Below are 21484 nucleotides of genomic sequence, written 5' to 3'. Positions count from 1 at the left end.
GTTACGTGCGACGGGTGCGCGAACGCGAGGTCTTGGCGGCGCGTCGGCCACCGATCGCGTCGAGGCGAGCGAGGATGTCGAAGGCCTCCCCGAAGGATCGCACGAGGTCGTCGGCCCGGCCGGAGGACCACTGGTCCAATGCCGCGATCAGCGCGTTGCGCACAGCCCCTGCGACGATGATCGGACGCAGGTCCGTTGCCGGGTCGACGCCGAGCCGCTGGGCGTTGGTCCGCACGAATCGCTCGGTGAGCTCGGCGTCGCCGTTGATCGTGTCGACGAGGGCCGGGCTGTCGCGGACGAGCACCTTGAGCTGCTCGATCAGGGCGAGATCGACCGCGTCACCACCGAGGACACCGATGGCGGCCGCTCGCCACGAGGTCAGGAGGTCCTCGTTTGCGGGGCGCTGGTCCACCGCGTCGCACAGGACGACGAGGCTGCGGCGCGGGACCGCGAGGAGCACGTCCCGCTTCGTAGCGAAGTACCGGAAGAACGTCCGTGCGGAGATGTTGCATGCCCGGGCGATGTCGTCGGTCGTGACGTTGTCGTATCCCTGTTCGGCGAACAACCGGAGCGCGACCTGCTCGATCTCGCCCGCGACGAGGCGACGGCGACGATCCCAGACCCCTTCTTCGGAAAGCGGGGATGGCGCGGCGGACTTGGTTATCACGACACGACTCTAGACAACGTATGGCAGTGAGTGCCAGAGTTGGCAGACACCCGCAACTATTTACGCCCAGCGGGCGGCGTAGTGGCGGCGATGCGAGCGTGGGGAGGCATCGATGACCGAGACTGGCCGGCGTTCCGAGATCGGAAACGCCACGATCGACGTTGCGGGATACGTGTCGACGGACGGGTTCTTCGGTACGCCGTACGTGGACGTCGACGAGGAGCGATCGGAACCGATCGCGCATCGTTACGTCCACGGTGGGTTCGCGGACACCGCCACTCGCTGGGCGTTCTGGTTCCCGACCGACGGGCAGTACCGCGGACGGATCCTTCAGCCGCTCGAGGGCGCTCACGGTGGCCACGAGAACGCTTTCGACAACGACCTGATGGCGGATTTCCTTGGCGGGCTGCGGATGTGCGCCCGCCTCGGCGGTTGCATGGTGGAGTCCAACCAGGGTCATGTCGGCGACGACCTCGACCCCCGAGGGGGCGACGACCCGACGCTCTACGGACACCGCGCCAGCGCAGAGACGGCCCGACTGGCCAAGTTCGTCGCCGCGCAGGTCTACGGCGAGGCGCCCCATCACGCCTACGTCTGGGGAGGATCGGGCGGAGGGCGGCGGTCGCCGCTGTGCCTCGAGAACGCGCCCGACGCTTGGGACGGCGCGCTGCCGTTCATGGGCGGCGGGCCGATCGTGGAGCACGGCAGCACGGAGAAGATCGAGGGCGCCCAGGTGATGTCGTTCGCCACGATGTTCAACCGCCAGCGCCTGCTCGGCGACAAGACGGACGCGATCGCCGACGCTATGGCCCCCGGCGGGCATGGCGATCCCTTCGTCGGGTTGACCACCCACCAGCGCGAGGAGCTGGCCAGCCTGTACCGGCAGGGCTTCCCGCGTGGCGACGAGTACATGATCGGCAAGCCCCTCGGCCAGATGTGGCTCTGGACCTCGATGGCCACATCGCTGCTCGAGCAGGACCCCACCTACTTCGAGGATTTCTGGACCAAGCCCGGCTACGTCGGCTTCGACCAGCCGGGCCTCGTCGAGCGCGACATCCTGAACGAACGAGCCACCGTGGCGAAAGTGCTCACCGGCGCCGACGTCCTGGCGGATCCGCGCTTCCTCGAGTCCCGGCACCAGAACTTCCGCCTGCTGATCCTGGTGTTCTCGAGCCTTGGCGGAGATCCGTCGCTGCCCATGGTGGTCGAGCTCGAAGGCCTCGGGCAGACGGGCTATCGGCTCGGCGCGAGCGTCACCGTGCTCACCGGAGCGGCGGCCGGGCGGCGGCTCTACTGCGGAGCCCACGCCGACGACGTCTTTTACTGCGACGGCGTGGGCGAAGCTAACCTGCTCAGGTTCAGCGACGTGCTACCCGGCGACGAGGTACAGGTCGACAACCGCGACTTCCTGGCCTTCCATTACTTCGCCCGGCACCACCTGATGAGCGATCCACAGTTCGATTCCCTGCGCGTGGATGATCGACCCGTGTACCCGCAGCACCCCGTTCCGCGGCAGTCGGCCCTCATGGGCGTCGGCTACTCCGGGCTCTACAGCGGCAAGCTCATCTGGGTCCACCACACCAAGGACTCGTCGCTATGGCCCCCGCAGGGAATCATCTATCGCGAAGCCGTGCTGCGGGCACAGGGGGAGGAGGGCGCCAAGGAGCGGTTCCGGCTCCGCTGGGTCGAGAACGCCGAGCACGGCCCCTCGATGATGGTGCCCTCACTACCCAACCGGGCCAGCAACACCTGGCTGATCGACTACATGCCGTACATCGAGCAATCGCTGGCTGATCTGATCGCGTGGGTGGAGGACGGCATCGAGCCCGTCGACACCGCCTTCGGCTTCGCCGAGAACAAGGTGATCCTGTCCCCGGACGCCGCCGAGCGCCGCGGGATCCAAGCCGTCATCGCGGTCACCGTCAACGGCGGCGAGCGAGCGGAGGTGGGGGTGGGCGAAGCGGTCGAGCTGGAGCTCCGAGCGACGGTGCCTCCGGGCGCCGGCACGATCGTGTCCGCCGATTGGGACTTCGACGGCACCGGCTTCTTCCCGTTCAGCCACGACGGCGTCGACGGATCGGCGGCGTCCGTCACCCTCTCCACCAAGCACGCGTTCGATCGGCCAGGCGAGTATTTCGTGACCGGCCGAGTCCATTCGCATCGAGATGGTGACCCGGCCGCGAGCTCGTGCCGAATTGCCAACGTCGCGCAGGTCCGTGTGGTCGTCTCGTGAGCGCGGTCGACCTCAGCGGTAGGCGGTCACCCGCGCGGTGATCGCCACTTTGCCGTCGTCGCCGATGGCCTGCGCATCGCCCACGCCGGTGTTGCGACCTACGCGTAGCGGCGTGCCCTCATAGCGGGATTTAGTGCCGGCGAAGAACGGACGCAGAAAGTTCACTCGCAGCGACGCGGTCTGTAGCAGAGCGTCGGAACGGTCCCGGTTCAGGGCCGCCGATGCCGCGAGCTCCAAGCCGGCGGCGGCCACGCCCCCATGCACGATGTCAATGTCGTTGTTCAGGTTGCGGTCGACGCGCTGCGCCAGCACCGTCGCCGGACCATCCTCCGCAACGTGCACCGCCATCAGCTCGGCGAACGTGGTCTCAGCCGACCTGCGCAGGGTCTCCGGCCGTTGCTGGGGGACAACGTCATCGGCGTCGATGAAGAACGACCGCACCGTGCCGCCGCCGATCACCGTTCCGCGGTAGGTCAGCGTGCAGATCCCGAGCGAAGTCGTACCGAGCGGACCAAGTGTGTGCGCGGTGGCCAGCACGGGACCGTCGAGGTCCCCAACGCCGTCCAGGCCGAGCTCCATCGACAACTCGCTCGATACCGTCCACTGGCCGGGCCGACGCCGATAGTGGTTGACGATGCCGGCCGCCGCGTCCACGAGGATGGCCAACGGGCCGACCGTCGGCGCTCCGGTGAAAGGATTGCGACACCTTTCCATCGGCATGGTCAGCGCGGCAATGGCTTCCGCCGGGCGCGATTCGACGTACTCGATACCGAATCGGACTTGTATCGAGTCGGGTGTCTCGAGATCGTGCTGGTTTACCCGCTCGTCGACACCGGTCATTCGAGAAGGTCTACGACAGTGGACAATTCGGCGCCGGTCAGGACGAACTCCTCCGCCTTCTGCAGATGGCGCTTCCAGAGCTGGCCGGCCTTCTCGGCGTCGCCATCCTTGATCATGTCCAGCACCATCCGGTGGGTTTTCGCTGAGCGACGGACCGCCTGCTCGGCGCGCGTGCCCTTGGTGGGCTGGAGCGACCGGTTGGCCTGCTCGATAATGTGATGCAGCATGTCGCTGACGATTTGCAGGGTGCTGTTGCCGGACAGCCGCGCGATCGCGGCGTGGAAATCGGTGAGCTGATCGACGGCTTCGCTGCCGGGATTCAGCTGCGACTCACGTTCGACGATCTGCTCGAGTTCGGCGATCACCTTGGGGTTGCGGTCCTTGGCCAACTGCTCGACCATCGGAACTTCCAGAGTCACCCGGGCGTCGTAGACGTCCTTGACCGTGACGCCTTCGTATTCGAGGATCAAGCCGGCGTAGCGGGCGAGTGTCTCGCGCCGGGGCCGGGTGACGCGGGCCCCGCCGCGCACGCCTCGCTGGACCTGAATCAGCGACTCGGACTCGAGCACGCGGAACGCTTCCCGCAGTGTCGGCCGGGACACGCCGAAACGCTCCATCAGCTCCGATTCCGGGGGGAGCATGGTGCCTTCGGTGATTTCGCCGCGGATAAACATCCGCCGCAACACCGTGGCCACCCGATCGGCCATCTTCGGTTCCCGAAGACTGGTGACCTCCATTGCAACCTCCACCGCTATGCGAATATGCGAATCAAATAACCGTTTAGAAGGTTAGCCGAACCAGCCGGTGGATCCAGCGATTGGCGCCAGTCAGTAAGCAACGTCACCCCTAGTACCCCATCGCCCGTCCCATGAGGTCCTTCATGATCTCGGTGGTGCCGGCGTAGAGTCGCTGCACCCGCGAATCCCGCCAGAGCCTCGCCACTTCGTACTCGTTGATATAGCCGTAGCCGCCGTACATCTGTAGGCAGCGGTCGATGATCTCCCACTGAACTTCTGAGGTCCACCATTTCAGGCCTGCGGCATCCTGATCGGACAATGTGCCGTCGTTGACCGACAGCACGCATTGGTCGAGGTAGGTCTGAGCGGCATCGAGTTTGGTCTGCATTTCGGCGAGGAAGTGCCTGTTGACCTGAAACTTGCCGATCGGCTGACCGAACGCGGTGCGTTCGAGCGCATACGCCTTGGTCAGGTCCAGTGCTCGACGAGCGGCGGGCAGCGCGTAACAGGCCACACCGACCCGCTCACTGGGCAGATTGGAGACCAGATGGTAAAAGCCGCGGTTGAGTTCGCCGACCAAGTTCTCCTTGGGCACCTTGACGTCCTCGAAGAACAGCTCCGCGGTATCGGCGGAGTACTGGCCGATCTTGTCGAGCTTGCGGCCGCGGGTGAAGCCTTCCATGCCATCTTCGATCATCAGCAGGCTGATGCCTTTGTGCTTGGCGGTCGGGTCGGTCTTCACGGCAGTCAGCACCAGCTTGGACAGCAGGCCGTTGCTGATGAACGTCTTCTGGCCGTTGACAACCCAGTGGTCGCCCTCGTCGCGTGCGGTGGTCTTGATGCCCGCCAGGTCGGATCCGGCCGCAGGCTCTGACATCGCGATCGAGCCGATGTACTCACCGGAGACGAACTTGGGCAGCCAGCGGGCCTTCTGTTCGTCGGTGGTGAGGTGGTTGAGGTACGGCACCAGGATGTCGTTCTGGACGCCAAGACCGATGCCCACCGATCCGGTCAGGAACATCTCCTCGGAGATGATCTGGTTGAACCGGAAATCCTTGACCCCAAGGCCGCCGTACTTCTCGTCGAACTCCCACCCGATAAGGCCAGCGGCCCCCGCGGCCAGCCACGCCTCGCGACTGACTTTGCCGTCGCGTTCCCACTTCTCAATGTTCGGCACGCATTCCCGCTCGAAGAACTCGCGAGCGCTGGCTCGAAAGTCGTCGTGGATCTCGTCGAAGATGTTGCGGCGCATGGATTTCCCTTTGCTCGGCTTTCTTCTAGTCGGACCACGTGACGATGGCGGGCAATGCACGGCCCGGAGCGTAGATCTCGAACAGCCGTTCGCCGAGCAGCGCTTCGAGGTGATCGTGCGACCCACAGAGCGCATCAACCTGGAAGCCACGCGTGACGTAACGGTGCAGGTCGTGCTCGGCGGTCAGGCCGATCGCGCCGCACACCTGCAACGCCACGTCGCTGACCGCGCGGTGTGCGCGTCCGGCCGCGGCCTTGGCGGTCACGGCCGATAGCCGGCCGCCGTAGCGCCAGGACTCGCTCAGCAGCGCCCGCGCGCCGGCCAGCACCGCCGAGGCATCGGCGAGCGCGTGGCGCGGCGATTGGAACGACCCGATCGGGGCGCCGAATTGCACGCGCACGCTGACGTGTTCGACCGCGATGCGCAACGCCTGCTCGGCCAGCGCCACCAGTTCGGTGGCCAGCGCCCGGTGTGCCGCGGCCATCGCCCGGTCCCATTCGGTGGACGCTTCGACGAGACTGGCGTCCAGCGGACCACTGACCCGAGTCCAGAACGCCGATGCGTCGAAGGTGTCCATGCGCTCGCCGTCGAGCCGCGACGAGTCGACCACACCCACCGACACCGCCCCCATCGGCCTCGACACCGGGACGACCAACCGACCCTCGAGTGGGCCGAGCACGATGCCCGAGACCCGATCGTCATCGGAACCCGGAATATGTCCAGGGCTCAGCCCGGGCAGCAGAACGTGGTCGGCGGGTTCGTCGAGCAGTTCGGCGAGCTCAGCCAACATGACGCGATCAAGGCAGTCAGTGAGGGCCAGCGATCGACCCTCGGCGCGGAACAGCAGCTCGCACGCCTCGACGGGATACTCGGCTTCGATATCCGACCAGCCCAGCTCGGCCAGACGCGGACCGATCGCCACGTGTTCCGCCGAGCCCGATGTCGCTGCGGGGACGGCACCGTTGCCGGACTTGCCTGCCAGTTCTTCGAAGAGACGGAACACGGCTTCCTCGACCATTGGCCACGACTCGTCGATCGGTTGGCCCTCCTTGCTCATGGGCGTCGCTCCTGGTCGGGCCGCCAAGCGGCCCGCATCGTCGCGGGCGCGGCTCATCTCTTCTCCTTGGGCAACCCGAGGAGGTGGTCGGCGATGATGCCGCGCTGGACTTCGGCTGTGCCGCCCATGATCGTGGCGGCCCGCGAGTACCACCACTCGGCGCGCGCGGTGTTCAGCGCCGCGCCGCCGCGACCGGTTCCGGCCAGCATCTGCTCCCTGCCGATCTCGAGGACCAGGTCGTTCACTTGCTTTTCGGCCCGGCCGAAGAGGAGTTTGTCGATGCTGCTGTCCGCGCCGACTGATTCACCCGCAGCCAGTCGCCGGACAGTGGTGGCGGTCCGGGCCTGGGCGGCAATCACGTCGACGTAGACCTGGGCGAAGCGCTGGCGCTGCGCTTCGGTCGCACCGGCGATCACCATGTCCTCCCGCAGCCGGCTCAGCTCGATGAGCACTTTATTGAGGACGGCGTAGCCGTACATGCCACGTTCGTACTGCATCAGGTGCATCGCCACCGCCCAGCCACCGTCGACGTCGCCGATCACTCGTTCGCGGTCGACCCTGACATCGTCGAAGAACACTTCGGCCAGTTCGCGACGGCCACTTGCCAGCGCGATCGGCCGGATAGTGACCCCTGGCGCGTCGGCGTCGACCATGATCATCGTCAGTCCGCGGTGGCGGCTCTCCGTCGTACCGGTACGCAGCAGCACGAGCAGTCGGGTGGCCGTCGGACCCTGGCTGGTCCAGATCTTCTGCCCGTTGATGACGAAGCCGCCGTCGCCATCAGCGACCGCGCGGGTGCGCAGCGTGGCGAGGTCGCTCCCGGACTCCGGTTCGGAGAAGCTCTGGCCCCACCATTCGGCGCCGCTGAGGTAGCCGGGCAGGTAGGCCGCGGCCAGGCCGGGAGCGAACTTGAGCAGGGCCGGACCCAGGGTCTCCAACGTCCAATGTTGCGCCGGTATCGGCAGCATCGCGTAGCCGAGTTCCTCGTAGTACACGGCCCGATGGATTTCGTTTCCACCGAGACCGCCGGCCGCCTCCGGCCAGCCATACCGGTTCCAGCCGTCGGAGTGCAGCCGTGCCATCACTTGAGCGTCGTGGGCCAGGCCGTCCTCGGCGCTGGTGAATGCGGCCGAGCGCCAATCGTCGGCTGTTTCCAGGTCACGGAGGTAACGCCTGAAGTCCTGGCGGTACGACGCGACGTCGGCCGCATATTCGAGTCGGCCACTGCTGTCAATGGCGCTGTCGACAGGGACGGACAACCGACCCCCCTTCATGGACGCCGGACCCTGACGCATGCCAGAATCAGCTAAACAGTTATCTATAAGAGGCTACAATAACTCATGCCCACAATTCAGTGAGAGGGATCGCCAATGACGGCTTCACCCATCGCCGCCGCCACTGTCAACTTCAATCCCGAGGCCAGGCTGTTTATCGACGGGCGGCTGCGGGATTCGTCGACGGGGAAGACCGTCGACAACATCAATCCGGCGAATGAGGAAGTGCTCGGGCACGCCACCGACGCCAGCGCAGAGGACATGCAGGAGGCCATCGCCGCCGCCCGCCGTGCGTTCGACACCACCGACTGGTCGACTAACCACGAGTTCCGGCAACGCTGCCTGATGCAGTTGCACGAAGCGCTGCAGGAGGAAAAAGAGGACATCCGTGCTGAGCTGATCGCCGAAGTCGGCGCGACGGTGGGGATGACCTACATCGCGCAGCTGGAATGGCCGCTCGCCGACGCTATCCGGTATCCGGCCCAGCTGATCTCGACCTTCCAGTGGGAGCGGATGCTCGACGAGGACGCCAAGATGGGCGTGCCGTACAACCGCGTCGTGGTCAAGGAACCAATGGGTGTCGTCGGCGCCATCACGCCGTGGAATTTCCCGTTCGAGATCATCAGCAACAAAGTGGGCCAGATCCTGGCCACTGGGAACACGATGGTGCTCAAGCCGGCCGTCGAGACGCCGTGGAGCGCGTTGCGGTGGGGCCGGATCATCGCCGAGAAGACCGACATCCCGGCCGGTGTCGTCAACATCGTGCCGGCGTCGGACAATGACATCGCCCAGGTGCTCGCCACCGACCCGCGGATTGACATGGTGTCCTTCACGGGATCAACCGCGGTCGGCAAGCTGATCCAGCGGCTGTCGGCCGACACCATGAAGCGCAACATGCTTGAACTCGGCGGGAAGTCTGCGTATCTGGTGCTCGACGACGCCGACATGGGCATGGCGTTGCCCGGTTGCATTGGCGCGCTGATGCATTCCGGTCAGGGCTGTGCGTTGGCCACCAGGATGCTCGTGCCGCGCTCGCACTATGACCAGGCCGTCGAGGTCGCCAGCGCCACCTTCGGCTCCCTCACGGTCGGCGACCCCTCGGACCCGAATACTTTCTGCGGGCCGCTGGTGTCGGCTAAGCAGCAGGCCCGGGTGTTGAACTACATCGAGACCGCCAAGCGTGAGGGAGGCCGCGTCACCGCCGGCGGCGGGGTGCCGGAGGGCCTGGACCGCGGATATTTCGTGGCGCCGACCGTCGTCGCCGACGTCGCCCCGGACCACACGATCTTCCAGGAGGAGATTTTCGGGCCGGTGCTGTCCATCACGCCGTACGACGGCGGCGACGACGGCGCCGTCGAGATGGCCAACAACTCCACCTATGGCCTGGCGGGCGGAATCATGGGCTCCGACGAGCGGGCCATGGCAGTCGCGCGCCGCATCCGAACCGGCTCACTGATGATCAACAGCGGCATGTACTACGGCGCCGACGCGCCGTTCGGTGGGTACAAGATGAGCGGCATCGGCAGGCAGAACGGCATCGAAGGCTTCGAGCAACATCTGCAGACCAAGACGATCGGATACCCCCTGTGAGCGACATTCTCAGCGGAATCCGCGTCGTCGAACTCGCCGCGTGGACGTTCGTCCCCGCCGCCGGTGCCGTCCTCGCCGACTGGGGCGCCGACGTCATCAAGATCGAGCACCCCGAAACCGGTGATCCGCAGCGTGGCCTGATCAGCTCCGGAATCGTCACCGCCGCCGGGGGAGTGAATCACTTCATCGAGCAGCCCAACCGGGGCAAGCGCAGCATCGGGCTGGACACCTCTACCCCCGACGGGTTGGAGCTGCTGATGAAGCTGCTCGAAACCGCGGACGTCTTCGTCACCAACTTGCTGCCGGATTCGCGCCAGCGGATGGGGATCGACGTCGAGCAGGTACGTGCGCGCAACCCCAAGATCATCTATGCCCGCGGGCACGGCTACGGCACCCGCGGCGACCTCGCCTCGCAGGGCGGCTTCGACCTGGCTGCGTACTGGGCCCGAGGCGGAATCGGCGACGCCTACTCGGCGGGTGACGGTTCGTACCCGCCCATCCAGCGGCCGGCGTTCGGCGACTCCTACGGCGGGCTGGCGATCGCGGGCGGAATCGCTGCGGCGCTGGTGAAGCGCGAGCGCACCGGAGAACCGTCGGTGGTCGACGTGTCGCTGCTCAACGCCGCGATCTGGCAGTTGGGTCCGGACATCGTCGGATCAGGCGTCACCGGTCAAGACATCCCGAAGTTCAACCTGGACGAGATGCCCAACCCGGTAGCCAGCATCTACAAGACCCGCGACAACCGGTTCATCGCCTTCGTGCTGCTGCAGGCCGACCGATTCTGGGCGGACTTCTGCACCCGGCTGGGCCGCACCGACCTGATCGATGACGAGCGCTTCGCTTCGGCGATGGTGAGATTCGGCAACCGCAAGGAGTGCATCGCGGAACTGCGCCGGACCTTTGAGTCGCAGGACCTTTCCCATTGGGAGAAGGCTTTCGGCGGTTTCGAGGGGGTGTGGGACGTGATGCGCACCGCCCGCGAGGTACACGAGGACCCGCAGACGATCGCCAACGGGTATCTGCCGCGAGCTACTAATGCCAGTGGCAATGAGTTCGCGCTGGCGGCCAGCCCGGTGCAGTTCGACGAGGTGCCGCTGGACCTGACGTGTGCGCCCGGACACGGTGAACATACCGACGCGTTGCTGGCCGAGCTCGGCTTCAGTGAGGACGAAATCATCGAGTTCAAGATCAACTCGGTGGTGCTGTAGTGGGTTCGGAGGACCTCGCGCGGCGCTTCCTGCACGTCAATCTCAATTGCGAATCGCTGGACCGCACGGAGTACGTCTACGGGGACATACTGGGTCTGAGGGCACGTATGCGTACGGACCCGAAAATCGCCACCGACGGCACCATTCTCGGCCTCGACGGTGAAACATATTGCGCCACCGCATTTCTCTACGACGCGCGTGGCGGTCGCGCAGGTTGTGCGTTGGAGGCGATCGAATACCGCTCGCCTACGTTGAGTCGCGACCCGAGTCGCGACCCGGTGCGCCCCGGAATCCGGTCGGTGCAACTGGCGGTCGCTGACCTCGACGGCGCCGTGACCGCATTGCGCGACGGGGGACTGACGGTGGGCGATCCGGTCGACGGCCTCATCGATGACGGCAAGTCGGTCCTCGCGCTGGACCCTGATGGCGTGGTGATCGAGGTGGTCGAGTCACCGGTTGATGCCGGGGGCGCGAATGGCGCGTTATTCACACTGTTCAATGGGATCAGGATCGCCGCGATCGACGCGGCCGCGACGGGCGAGTTTCTCACCGCCATCGGGTTCGAAGAGGTAGATGCGCCGCGGGTGATGCGGGTCGCCGGTGCGCAGCTCAGCCCGGACGGCACAGGTGAAACCGATTGCGTCATAGCGCGTTACGCGCTGGCCGAGGATGGGAATCAGTTCGCACTGGTGGTGGTGCAACATCCTGGAACCGCGCATACCCCGGTGCCCTGGGCCGGTAACCGCCAGGGCCTCTACCGTTGCGCGCTGCGGGTGGAGGATGTGGGCGAGGCACTGGCGCAGGTGCCCGATTCGATTGAGCGGATGGGTGATCCAGTGTGGTGTCCGCTGCCGGGAACCAAGATCGAGGGCCTGCACATCGCATTTCTACGGTCGCCCGACGGCGTGGTGTTCGAGTTCGTCGAGCGGCCGCTCAGTCACTTCAGCCCCTCCACGGGAAGGAGCTGACGGATGCATCTCCAGATGGAGGGAAAAGGATATCTCGTCGTCGGCGGAACGGCCGGTATGGGGCTGGCGGCGGCACGGGCGCTGGCTCGCGAAAGCGCGTCCGTCGTCGTGGTCGGGCGCGACGAGGCCAAAGCCAAGGGCGCGACGGCCCAGATCGCCGAATCAGGCGCTGCCGCGGCGCACGGCTTGACCTTTGATGTGAGTCAACCCGGCGCGGCGGTCGCCGCCGTCGAGGAAGCCGTCAACATCCTGGGCCGACTCGACGGCATCGCCGTCACCATGGGCACCGCGGGGATGATGCCCATCGACTCGGACGACGACGCATGGGACACTGCGTTTCACGACGTCCTTCTGGCGACCACTCGTAGCGTGCAAGCTGCTTTGCCGCACCTCGCGGTCAACGGTGGCGCGATCGTGACCACCGCCGCATACTCGGCCCGCTCGCCACACGAGCCTCGGTTACCCTACGCCAGCCTCAAGGCGGCGGTCGCCACGTTCACCCGCGGCATTGCGCGCACCCACGGAAAATCGGGGATCCGGGCGAACAGCGTTGCCCCCGGCGCAGTGGAAACCGATGCGCTGCATGCCGTTCGGGGATACATCGCCGAAAGCAAGGGCTATCCCTACGACGAGGCACTCGAGCGGGCACTCGTGGAGGACTTCGGATTCGACGCCGCCCTCGGTCGGCCCGGGCAGCCTGACGAGATCGGCGCGCTGATCGCCTTCCTGCTCTCGGACATCTGTGCGTTCGTCACCGGACAGACCATCTACGCCGATGGCGGGGCGCCGTAATCCGTGAGGAGTTCAGGCCGTCGGTAGCGGTCCGGCGAGCCCGCGGGGAGAAGTGCCGTAGAGCCAGCTGACAGCCTGCCCGATCTCCGAAAATGTCAGCGAGACACCGTCTTTGGCATAATAGGCGCCGGGCGCCTCGGCGAAGCCATCGATGCGGGTCAGCTTGCCGCCGTTGATGCGGAGGATCTGCCCGGTGAGCCAAGACGAGCGGGCAGATTGCAGCCACGCCACCACCGCGGAGCTGCGTGCGGGATCGAGTGCGGGGTCGTCAGCTCGAGCACCGAACACGTCGGCGGTCATCCGCGACATGGCCAGCGGTGAGATCGCGTTGACCGCAACACCGTAACGCTGTGCCTCCATCGCGGTAACGAACGTCAGGTTGGCGATCGCGGCCTTGGCCGCGCCGTAAGCGCTCTGCCCGACATTGCCCCACAGGCCCGCGCCCGACACCGTGTTGACGATGTGCGCGTCAATCGAGTTGCCTGCCTTGAACTGTGCCCGCCAGTACTCACAGGCGTGCCGGGTGACGGCGAAGGTGCCCTTGAGATGTACGGCGATGACGGCGTCCCAATCGGCCTCACTAGAGGCGGCCACCATGGAGTCACGCAGGATGCCTGCGTTGTTCACCACACCGGTGAGGGAGCCGAACGTGTGGATGGCGGTCGACACCATGTCGGCGACGTCATCCCACGCCGACACCGAACCCGTGTGTGCCACGGCCTTGCCGCCGGCCGCTTCGATTTCGGCGACAACATCGGCCGCGGGGCCTTCACCTTCACCGCTGGAGCCATCCCGGCCGACGCCTGGATCGTTCACCACGACGGCGGCGCCCTGCTTGGCCAGCTCGAGGCAGTGGCCACGGCCGATACCCCGTCCGCCTCCGGTCACCAGGACGACCTTGCCGGTCAATGGGCCTTCAGGCATCGCGCGTTATCTCCTTCATTCCGTGAACAATTCGGTGATGAGCGTGCGGCGCTGCGCCCAGTCTGCCGTGCGCAGGTCGACGTATCCGGACTCGGTGACGATCAGATCGATGTCGTGGGCGGGTGTGGAGGCGGGCCGGCTGAGCTGCTCGACCAGGGGTGGGCGCCCGTTTACTCTCGTCGGAACGGCGATGATCGACAGTCCGCCGCTGCTCATTCGGGCTGCGGCGCAATAGTCGGGGTGCCCGCCGATGCCACCGATCACCTTGTCGTGCACGCCCTCGACGTTGACCTGCCCGTATTGGTCGATCTCGATGGCGGTGTTCACCGCGACCAGCGGTGCGCCGCGCGACAGTCGGGTGAAGTCGTGGGTGTAATCGAGCCCATGCAAGATGGGGCGCCCGTCGGCCCAGTCGTAGAGCGTGTCGCTGCCCAGCAGATACGTGGCGGACGGGGTTCCCGCCAGCAGGCCACGTCGGTCGAGGTCGACGACAGCGTCGGTGAGTAGCCCGGTGTCGATGTGCAGCGGCTTCCGCGCCCGCCGCAGCAATGCAGTGCCGAGCTGCCCCGGGCCGTACTGGATCCGGGCGCCCTCGGGGAGTAACTGTAGTACCGCGTCGGCGAGGGCATCGTGAATCGGTTCGGGCCCGCGCCGCGGTGTTTGCACCGGTCCGCTCCCGACAGCGCCGAGCACCTCGACGCGCGACGGGTTGAGTGGAGGCCCGGCATCCGCCGCGGGCGCCGAGGTGTCGATTACCGCGAGAGTCTTTGCGCCGCTGTCGATTACCGCGCGCTGCCAGGACACCTCGGTGCCGAACTGCAGCAATCCGTCCCGACGTACCAGCCGGGTGAGCAGCACGTCGGGCCGCAGCACGTCAGCCAGCAGCGCGGGAATCGCCGCCAGCCGCGTCGGTAGGAAACGCGCCTTCGGGCTTTGCAGTACCTCGCGCACGCCCCATCCCGGCATCAACGCAACCACGTCGGCGAATGCGTCTGCGTCGAGGCCGTCGATCGGGGCGGCCAGCCAGCCCAGCACCAGGCGCACCGCGCCGACCTCGCTGGCGGCGATGCTCAGCGCCGCGCCGACCGATGCTCCGTCGTCGAGGCAGCGCAGCGCGCCCACTCCGTCGCCGAGGGCAATCGTCATTCCGGGACGCAGCGCGGCGCGCAGCGCTGAGGTGAAGTCGGCCGCAGTCAAACTCGCTGTCATCGTGGTTCTTTGGGGAGCCCGAGTACCCGCTCACCGAGAATGTTGCGCTGAATCTCGCTGGTTCCGCCCAGGATCGTCTGTGCTCGTCCGACCAGCATGTGGTGTACCAGGCCGTCGTCCTCGGGGTCTGCGCACGCGTCGGTACCGAGCACCTCGGTGGCCATGTCACCCAGGTCCTGGTCCGTTTCCGACGTCATCAGCTTGAGCACCGAGAAGGCCGGCGACGTCAGGTCACCCGAGTCGATGGCGCGCTGCCAGGTGTAGCGGAGCAGCCACATCCTGGCCCAAAGCCGGGTCATCGACCTCGACAGCACCGGGTCGAGCAGGTCGTGGTCGCGGGCCGCATCGACCATGCGCTCGTGCAACCGGAACATCGATACTGCCTGCGAACCCAACGTCAGGCGCTCACGGCCCAGCGTCACCATCGCCACCGTCCAGCCCTGACCAACCTCACCGATCAGGGCGCCCTCGTCGAGTTCGGCGCCGTCGAAGAAGACTTCGTTGAACTTGCTCTCGCCGTCCATCTGCGTCAGCGGGCGCACCGTGACCCCCGGGATGTCCATGGGCACTACGAACATCGACAAGTCGCGGTGCTTGTCCGGCCCCGTTCGGGCGAGCAGCAGCCCGAAGCGGGCCGAGGCGGCCGCCGAACTCCACACCTTCTGACCATCGATCCGCCAGCCCGTGGCAGTGCGCTCGGCCCGCGTGCGAACACCGGCGAGGTCTGAGCCGGCGCCGGGCTCGGAGAAGAGCTGACACCAGACATCGTCGCCCAGCCTGATCGGTTCCAGGTAGCGATCCTTCTGCTGCTGGCTGCCGAACTTGATCAGCACAGGTCCAACCAAGTCGGCACCGGTGATGTTGAGCTGGCGGGGCACTTCGGCTCGCGCGCACTCCTCGGCGAAGACGGCCTGATACGTCACTGTTGCTGCGGCACCGCCGAACTCGCGCGGCCAGTGCAAGCAGGCGTAGCCGTGGTCGGCGAGGTAGCGGTGCCAGATCCGGCCAGGTTCGACGTCGTCCGCGGTGGGCGTGGGCCCGTAGTTCCGTAGACCTGCGGGCCTCGGTGCGTTGTCCAGGAACGAGCGGATCTCCGCGCGTATTGCGCCGACGTCTTCTAGGACGTCAGGGGTAGCCGACACCGGTCACTCCTTGGTGTAGGACGGGTCGGAATCACTTCCCGTCGAGATAGTCGTTGTATTCGTCGCGGACCGACTCCATCGCATTGAGTCGACGGGCCAGCAGGGTGATCTCGGCATCGCGGTGAGACGGGTCGCGTGTGCCGGCCTGCAATTCCTCGAGCCGGGCCCGGGTGCGACCGATCTCCTCGACGAGGCGTCCGCGGGCCTCATCCTTGGTAAGTAGGTCCTGGTCGGTCCAGTCCGACTGCGGAAGTTGCTCGATCCGCTCTACGCTTGCCCGACCGGTCGCTCCGTCGTCGGTCACAGCCGGTCACGCCGCCCGCGGAAAGTTATAGAACTCACGGGCGTTCAGTTCGACGATGCGGTGCACCTCGTCGTCGGGCACCTTCTCCAACGCCTGCGCCGCGCGCTCTCGGCTCTGAGGCCAAAACGAGTCGGAGTGCGGATAGTCGCACTCCCAGGTGATCTTGTCGACGCCGATCATGTGGCGCATCTCCACGCCGAAGTCATCCTCGATAAAGCAGCCGTGAATGTGCTTCTTGAACAGGTAGCTCGGCGGGTGATCCTGGTTGATGTTGTTGTAGAAGCGGTGCTTACGCCACACGCTGTCGCAGCGCTCCAGGATGTAAGGGATCCAGCCGATGCCGCCCTCAGACAGGCCGATCTTCAACTTCGGGTGCCGGTAGAGGGTGTTGGAGAACAGCCAGTCCGTCATCGAGGTCATCGACATGGTCCCCATCAGCGTGATGAACACGGCGAAAGGCGCGTCGGGAGCAATCGGCGGTGGGAAGCCGCCGGAACCGAAGTGCTGAGCCAGCACCATGCCGGTTTCCTCCATCGCCGAGAGCACCGGATCCCAGTGATCGGAGTGCACGGAAGGCAATCCGAGTCGGTCGGGCAGGTCCGGGAACGTCACGCACTTGGCGCCCTTCGCGGCGACGCGGTGGATCTCCTTGACGCTGGCCTCGAGGTCCCAGAACGGCAGCATGGCCACCGGGACGAACCGGTCGGGCGCCGTGGCGGCCCACTCATCGAGGTGAAAGTCGTTCCAGGCCGCCGAACACAACTTGGCGAGTTCCTTGTCCTCGCCCTCGGCGAACACCGCGCCGGCGAATCGGGGGAACGACGGGAAGCATGTCATCGCCTGCACACCGTCGATGTCCATGTCGGCCACCCGTGCCTTGGGGTCATAACAACCGGGGATCATGTCGTCATAGCGCACCGGTTCGATGCCGTACTCCTCGGGCTTCTTGCCCGCGACGGCGTTGAGGCCGATGTACGGATAGATCCGGCCCTCGTATTCCCACACCTGACACATCTGGTGGGTGTCGGGGCGTTCCCACTCGATGATTTTCGGGCCCGCCTCCAGGTGCTTGGTGGGGAGGCGATCACTCCACACCTTCGGATGTTCGATCAGGTGATCGTCGACAGAGATCAATTCCATCCAGGGTTGCAACGGCACGGGTGGCTCCTCAAGGACATTTCAATGTGCCAAAATATAAAAACATTTAGTTATTTGTAGGCGAGTCTAGTCACCCGCATGCAGGACCGACAAGCGAACTCGTAGGTCTTAGAGCAGTCTGGCCAGCGCCGACAGCCGGTCCCAGTGTTGGGCCGGAGTCCCGAACATCACCTCGTCGGTGCGGGCGCGCCGGAAGTACAGGTGCGCGGAATCCTCCCAGGTGAAGCCGATGCCGCCGTGAATCTGGACGTTCGCTTTCGCCGCATCGCGCAGCGCCTCCGAGCACACCGCCTTGGCCATACTCGCGCGCCAGTCCGCTTCGCCGGCAGTCGCAGCATCCGCACCGTCGAGAGCTTCCAGGGCTGCCTGCGAGGCCGACCGCGCCCACTCGAGACCCACCAGCATGTCGGCGCACTTGTGCTTGATGGCCTGAAAGCTGCCGATCCGCCGCCCAAACTGTTCGCGGGTACGGGCGTAGTCCGTAGCGATCTCGAGCACCCGTTCGCACGCGCCGACTTGCTCGGCCGACAGCACCGCCAGCGTCACGTCAACGGTGCGGCCGACGACGTCACCGATCGGACCGCCACCGGACAGCCGCACCGCCGGCGCCGAGCTCAGCGTGATCGTGGCCATCGGTCTCGTGCCGTCGAGTACGCGTTCGGCCTCGGCGACGACCCCGTCTACGGCCGGGTCGAGCAGGAAGAGCGCCGGTTCGCCATCCTCGGCGGCGGCGACCACGACGAGGTCGTCGGCGGCGGACCCCCCCAGCACGTGGCGCACCGTGCCGTCGATGCGCCAGTCGTCCCCGGTCCGGGCGGCACTGAGCGTCACCGCGGACGGACGCCACAACCCACCGTCGCCGGTGAGGGCTGCTGCGGCGGTGCGGCGACCTTCGATGAGCCCCGTGAGTCGCTTGTCGGCGTCGGGGTCGCGCTCGGTCGAGCCGAGCAGCAGGCCGGTGGCCAGCACCGTGGAACTCACAAACGGCACCGGGGCCAGTGCGCGGCCGAGTTCGTGGGCGACCACACCCAGCGCGGACGTGCCGTAACCTGCGCCACCGAGGTGCTCGGGAAGCGCAATGGCGGCCACCCCCACCTGGTTGCACAGCACGTCCCAAAGTCCCGTGTCGAAGCCGGAGTGCACATCTCCGCCGCCGTGGCCCCCCTCGCCGTACGCGACGGCGCGCACCCGGTCAGCGGATGCCAGTCGCTGACAGGCGGACCGCACGGACTGCGCGAGTTCCTGACGCTCATCAGCGGACAACGCCGTCATCCGTTTCCTCCTGCGATCTGCCGGGCCAGCTCGGACTTGGCGATCTTGCCGAGGCCCGTCAGCGGGAACTCGTCGACGAGGACGAGCCGCTCGGGCCACTTCTGTTTCATCAGCCCGCGTTCGTCGAGGAACGTGCACAGCTCATCCAGGGTGACGTCACGGTGGCGGCGCGAACGACGCACCACCGCGCACACCAGCTCACCGCGCAGCTCGTCAGGCTGGCCGAGCACCGCGATCTCGTCGACCAGGGGGTGGGCCAGCAGTTCATTTTCGATCTCGTCAGGGGCAACGTTCTCGCCCTTGCGGATGATCAGATCCTTGGTACGTCCGGTGACCACGATGCGCCCGTCCGGGCGAAGGTAACCACGGTCGCCACTGCGGAACCATCCGTCCGCGGTGAGCGCGTGGGCCCATTCCTCGCGCTGCAGGTATCCAGGTGTCAGGTTGGCGCCGCGCAACTCGATTTCGCCGCCGGCCCCGATCCGCACCTCCGATCCGGGGATGGGCCGGCCGGCGCTGTTGGCCAGTTGCTCATCGGTGTCGCTGGCCTCGCTGACGCAGATCATCGGTGCCTCGGTCATCCCGTAGGCGTGTACGACCGGTACGCGCAGGTGTTCACGCACCTGCTTGTGCACCTCGGGCGGACACGCGGCACCGCCGCCGATCAGCATCCGCAGCGATGGCATCAGCAATTCGGTTGTCGGCGCGGCCATCTGGGCGGCCAGGAGCATTTGGTAGAACGCGGTGCTCGCTCCGGTCACGGTCACGTGGTGCTCGGCAAGTACCCGAGGCAAGTCATCTGCGGAAACCTTGGGGATCAATAACACCGGAAAGTCGCCGAACAGAGCGGTGGCGAGATAGACCATGCCGCCGATGTGAGCGATGGGGAACGCGATGGTGCCGACTTCCCGCGGATGGGCGCCCACACCGAGATGGGCGACATAACCGTGGGCGGCGCTGAGCAGGGTGGCATCGGTGTGCTGTACGGCTTTCGGGCGGCCTGTGGTGCCCGAGGTGAAGTACACCCAGCGTGGTTCGGCTGGGGAGTGCGGCCCGTCGAACGCTGAACTCGCGGCCGGCAATGTCTGGAGTCGGCGGACGAGGTCGGGGGGCACCGAGACCGCCGGTATCCGGGGTGCATTCGCGGCCGTCGACTCGTCAACCAGCAGGATGTCCGCGTGGGCGACGTCGACCGCCGCGCACACCTCGCGGCGTCGATAGAGGTGCAACACCGGCGCCTGAACGACGGGCATGCGGGCCAGCGCCAGCATCACCACCGCCGCGTTGACGTGCGAGGGCATTTGCCATGCGACTGTCATCCCCGGTCTCACTCCGGCGTCCCACAGCCAATCCGCCGCGGCGCGGGACAGCGTGGCGACGTCGGCCACGGTCAATACCTTGCCCGTGACGTCTTGCAACAGCGGACGGTCCGGCCTGCTGGAGGCACACCCATCCAGCAGTGCGGCGATACTGCCAGCCGTCACTGCGCACCTCCCGTCCCACCCACTATGCTCTAAACATTTAACTAATTTGACGGTCGCCGCTCCAACTTTTCGGCATTGACGATCGAAGCGGCCGGATGGGCCGTCGGAGCCGAGCGAATCTCAGGCCCGGTCAGGTCACGCGCTGTCCCGGCGTGAACTTGACGCGCAGTTCGCGCACCGCGTAGACCTCACCGGCGTCCTCGAACAGCTTGGGCTCTTCGGCCAGTTCGAAGTCCGGCAGCCGCTTGAGAACCTGGGTCATCATCACGTCGAACATCATCTTGGCGTAGTGGGATCCAAGGCAGCGGTGCATGCCGACGCCGAAAGCCATCTGCTTCTTGGCATTCGGGCGCGATAGATCCAGCGTGTCGGGGTCGGAGAACATCTCTGGATCGCGGTTGGCCGCCGCCCACATCAAAATCGCCCGGTCGCCCTTGCATAACGACTGTCCATGGAATTCCGCGTCACGCGAGACGGTGCGTGCCAGTCCCAGGGTCGGTGTGTACAACCGCAGCAGCTCGTCGGTGCCCTTTTTGATCAGGCCTGGATCGTCGATGAACTGCCGGCGTAGATCCTTATCCTTGCACAGTCGCAGTAGTACGTTCCCGGTGAACCCACTGGTGGTGTCCATGCCGCCGAGCATCATCAGGACCGTGTACATGGTGATCTGACCGTCGTCGAGCGGCTTGCCGTGGAGCGTGCCGCGGAGGATGTCGCTGAAGAGTTCGTCGCCAAGTCCCTCGGCCCGGCGCTCCTGCATGTGCTTGACGATTTCGCCGAACATCTCCATGCCGGCCATCCCGGCCTTCTCCGGATCGTGGGCACGATCGTGCACGGTGCTGTGCACCCAGCCGACCCAGTCCATGTAACGCGACTCGTCGAAGTTCAACAACCGCAGGATCAGCCGCGCCGGCAGGGGGGTGGTCAGTTCGCCGACCAGGTCGCACTCCCCGCGCTCGATGAACGCGTCGATCGCCTCGTTGGTCATCGCGACCGCGGCCTCGCGGAATCGCTCGGCGGCACCGGGGGAGAACCGCTTGAGGGTGATTTCGCGCAACTCCTGGGTCTCTGGTGGGTCGGACTCGATCGGCAGGATCTGCAGCGGCAGTTCGCTCGCCGGAACGCCCACGGAGGGGAAGGAGTTGAACAGTGCGTCGTCGCGGGCCGCCTCGAACACCGAGGCGTAGTCGACCAGCGCCCAGAACCCGCCGTAGTGGTCGGAATGAGCGACCGGACAACCCGATTCGCGCATCTCACGGAACTTGCCGTATGGGTCCTCGCGGAACTCTGGGGAGTGGTGGTCGAGCTCCACCTCGGCGCGGCGCCGTGCTGTGGCCTGGATGTCCGTCATTGGCGATGCTCCCTTTCGTCGG

General features: G+C 66.2%; 19 protein-coding genes. 5 read left to right on the top strand and 14 right to left on the bottom strand.

Features of this window, described 5'->3' with window-relative positions:
* Position 1: 1 nt before the first annotated feature.
* Entirely contained in the window at positions 2 to 667 is a 666-nt protein-coding gene (locus tag OCQ_RS14270; protein ID WP_014385031.1) for a TetR family transcriptional regulator, read from the bottom strand.
* Between the two features lie 112 nt (positions 668 to 779).
* On the opposite strand from OCQ_RS14270, the gene OCQ_RS14265 reads away from it, so the two are divergent.
* A complete protein-coding gene (locus tag OCQ_RS14265; RefSeq protein WP_014385030.1) occupies positions 780 to 2900 on the top strand; it encodes a tannase/feruloyl esterase family alpha/beta hydrolase in 2121 nt (706 codons plus the stop codon).
* Between the two features lie 12 nt (positions 2901 to 2912).
* Here OCQ_RS14265 and OCQ_RS14260 read toward each other — a convergent pair whose 3' ends face one another.
* The 5 genes from OCQ_RS14260 to OCQ_RS14240 all read right to left on the bottom strand — a co-directional run bounded on the left by OCQ_RS14260 (position 2913) and on the right by OCQ_RS14240 (position 8045).
* Entirely contained in the window at positions 2913 to 3740 is an 828-nt protein-coding gene (locus tag OCQ_RS14260; RefSeq protein ID WP_014385029.1) for a PaaI family thioesterase, read from the bottom strand.
* Positions 3737 to 4477 carry a FadR/GntR family transcriptional regulator gene (locus OCQ_RS14255; RefSeq protein ID WP_014385028.1) on the bottom strand — a complete coding sequence of 247 codons (741 nt, stop codon included), beginning with the start codon at positions 4475 to 4477 and terminating at the stop codon, positions 3737 to 3739. Before OCQ_RS14255 ends, OCQ_RS14260 begins: the two co-directional genes overlap by 4 nt.
* A gap of 109 nt (positions 4478 to 4586) precedes the next feature.
* Entirely contained in the window at positions 4587 to 5729 is a 1143-nt protein-coding gene (locus tag OCQ_RS14250; RefSeq protein ID WP_014385027.1) for an acyl-CoA dehydrogenase family protein, read from the bottom strand.
* A 25-nt stretch (positions 5730 to 5754) separates the two neighbouring features.
* Positions 5755 to 6786: an acyl-CoA dehydrogenase family protein gene (locus OCQ_RS14245; RefSeq protein WP_014385026.1), complete on the bottom strand. Its 1032-nt coding sequence runs from the start codon at positions 6784 to 6786 to the stop codon at positions 5755 to 5757.
* A gap of 53 nt (positions 6787 to 6839) precedes the next feature.
* Positions 6840 to 8045: an acyl-CoA dehydrogenase family protein gene (locus OCQ_RS14240; RefSeq protein ID WP_014385025.1), complete on the bottom strand. Its 1206-nt coding sequence runs from the start codon at positions 8043 to 8045 to the stop codon at positions 6840 to 6842.
* Positions 8046 to 8156: 111 nt separating this feature from the next.
* Here OCQ_RS14240 and OCQ_RS14235 point away from each other — a divergent pair, with 111 nt between their 5' ends.
* From OCQ_RS14235 to OCQ_RS14220, 4 genes are read left to right on the top strand one after another with little or no spacing between them, the layout of a single operon-like run.
* A complete protein-coding gene (locus OCQ_RS14235) occupies positions 8157 to 9650 on the top strand; it encodes an aldehyde dehydrogenase family protein (protein ID WP_014385024.1) in 1494 nt (497 codons plus the stop codon).
* Positions 9647 to 10858 carry a CaiB/BaiF CoA transferase family protein gene (locus tag OCQ_RS14230; protein ID WP_014385023.1) on the top strand — a complete coding sequence of 404 codons (1212 nt, stop codon included), beginning with the start codon at positions 9647 to 9649 and terminating at the stop codon, positions 10856 to 10858. Before OCQ_RS14235 ends, OCQ_RS14230 begins: the two co-directional genes overlap by 4 nt.
* The gene (locus OCQ_RS14225) at positions 10858 to 11826 is read left to right on the top strand and encodes a VOC family protein (RefSeq protein WP_014385022.1); all 969 of its coding nucleotides are present in this window, start codon (positions 10858 to 10860) and stop codon (positions 11824 to 11826) included. Before OCQ_RS14230 ends, OCQ_RS14225 begins: the two co-directional genes overlap by 1 nt.
* A 15-nt stretch (positions 11827 to 11841) precedes the next feature.
* Entirely contained in the window at positions 11842 to 12618 is a 777-nt protein-coding gene (locus OCQ_RS14220; RefSeq protein WP_014385021.1) for an SDR family NAD(P)-dependent oxidoreductase, read from the top strand.
* 12 nt (positions 12619 to 12630) lie between these two features.
* Here the strand turns inward: OCQ_RS14220 and OCQ_RS14215 are convergent, their stop codons facing one another.
* The 8 genes from OCQ_RS14215 to OCQ_RS14180 all read right to left on the bottom strand — a co-directional run bounded on the left by OCQ_RS14215 (position 12631) and on the right by OCQ_RS14180 (position 21462).
* Positions 12631 to 13542 (bottom strand): SDR family NAD(P)-dependent oxidoreductase, encoded by a 912-nt coding sequence (locus tag OCQ_RS14215; protein ID WP_080588021.1) that lies wholly within the window; start codon positions 13540 to 13542, stop codon positions 12631 to 12633.
* 15 nt (positions 13543 to 13557) lie between these two features.
* Positions 13558 to 14751, bottom strand: coding sequence for an acetyl-CoA hydrolase/transferase C-terminal domain-containing protein (locus tag OCQ_RS14210; RefSeq protein ID WP_014385019.1), 1194 nt, complete (start codon positions 14749 to 14751; stop codon positions 13558 to 13560).
* Entirely contained in the window at positions 14748 to 15893 is a 1146-nt protein-coding gene (locus OCQ_RS14205) for an acyl-CoA dehydrogenase family protein (protein WP_014385018.1), read from the bottom strand. Before OCQ_RS14205 ends, OCQ_RS14210 begins: the two co-directional genes overlap by 4 nt.
* A 31-nt stretch (positions 15894 to 15924) precedes the next feature.
* On the bottom strand, positions 15925 to 16197 hold the full coding sequence (locus OCQ_RS14200) for a hypothetical protein (protein WP_014385017.1): 273 nt from the start codon (positions 16195 to 16197) through the stop codon (positions 15925 to 15927).
* A gap of 6 nt (positions 16198 to 16203) precedes the next feature.
* Positions 16204 to 17355 carry an amidohydrolase family protein gene (locus tag OCQ_RS14195; protein WP_139826530.1) on the bottom strand — a complete coding sequence of 384 codons (1152 nt, stop codon included), beginning with the start codon at positions 17353 to 17355 and terminating at the stop codon, positions 16204 to 16206.
* Positions 17356 to 17463: 108 nt separating this feature from the next.
* Positions 17464 to 18627 carry an acyl-CoA dehydrogenase family protein gene (locus OCQ_RS14190; protein ID WP_014385015.1) on the bottom strand — a complete coding sequence of 388 codons (1164 nt, stop codon included), beginning with the start codon at positions 18625 to 18627 and terminating at the stop codon, positions 17464 to 17466.
* Positions 18624 to 20111, bottom strand: coding sequence for a class I adenylate-forming enzyme family protein (locus OCQ_RS14185; RefSeq protein WP_041785014.1), 1488 nt, complete (start codon positions 20109 to 20111; stop codon positions 18624 to 18626). The genes OCQ_RS14190 and OCQ_RS14185 overlap by 4 nt, the downstream gene beginning before the upstream one ends.
* A 130-nt stretch (positions 20112 to 20241) precedes the next feature.
* On the bottom strand, positions 20242 to 21462 hold the full coding sequence (locus OCQ_RS14180) for a cytochrome P450 (RefSeq protein WP_014385013.1): 1221 nt from the start codon (positions 21460 to 21462) through the stop codon (positions 20242 to 20244).
* Positions 21463 to 21484 lie beyond the last annotated feature (22 nt).

Origin of the sequence: Mycobacterium paraintracellulare (assembly GCF_000276825.1) — a bacterium.
In the GTDB taxonomy this organism is placed as follows: domain Bacteria; phylum Actinomycetota; class Actinomycetes; order Mycobacteriales; family Mycobacteriaceae; genus Mycobacterium; species Mycobacterium intracellulare.
This window is presented reverse-complemented; position numbering and strand designations above follow the sequence as displayed.

What these genes read in the sequence shown, in the direction of transcription:
- OCQ_RS14265 (WP_014385030.1), top strand. Translation starts at nt 780, where the DNA reads ATGACCGAGACTGGCCGGCGTTCCGAGATCGGAAACGCCACGATCGAC.
- OCQ_RS14260 (WP_014385029.1), bottom strand. Translation starts at nt 3,740, where the DNA reads ATGACCGGTGTCGACGAGCGGGTAAACCAGCACGATCTCGAGACACCC.
- OCQ_RS14255 (WP_014385028.1), bottom strand. Translation starts at nt 4,477, where the DNA reads ATGGAGGTCACCAGTCTTCGGGAACCGAAGATGGCCGATCGGGTGGCC.
- OCQ_RS14250 (WP_014385027.1), bottom strand. Translation starts at nt 5,729, where the DNA reads ATGCGCCGCAACATCTTCGACGAGATCCACGACGACTTTCGAGCCAGC.
- OCQ_RS14245 (WP_014385026.1), bottom strand. Translation starts at nt 6,786, where the DNA reads ATGAGCAAGGAGGGCCAACCGATCGACGAGTCGTGGCCAATGGTCGAG.
- OCQ_RS14235 (WP_014385024.1), top strand. Translation starts at nt 8,157, where the DNA reads ATGACGGCTTCACCCATCGCCGCCGCCACTGTCAACTTCAATCCCGAG.
- OCQ_RS14220 (WP_014385021.1), top strand. Translation starts at nt 11,842, where the DNA reads ATGGAGGGAAAAGGATATCTCGTCGTCGGCGGAACGGCCGGTATGGGG.
- OCQ_RS14215 (WP_080588021.1), bottom strand. Translation starts at nt 13,542, where the DNA reads ATGCCTGAAGGCCCATTGACCGGCAAGGTCGTCCTGGTGACCGGAGGC.
- OCQ_RS14210 (WP_014385019.1), bottom strand. Translation starts at nt 14,751, where the DNA reads ATGACAGCGAGTTTGACTGCGGCCGACTTCACCTCAGCGCTGCGCGCC.
- OCQ_RS14190 (WP_014385015.1), bottom strand. Translation starts at nt 18,627, where the DNA reads ATGACGGCGTTGTCCGCTGATGAGCGTCAGGAACTCGCGCAGTCCGTG.
- OCQ_RS14180 (WP_014385013.1), bottom strand. Translation starts at nt 21,462, where the DNA reads ATGACGGACATCCAGGCCACAGCACGGCGCCGCGCCGAGGTGGAGCTC.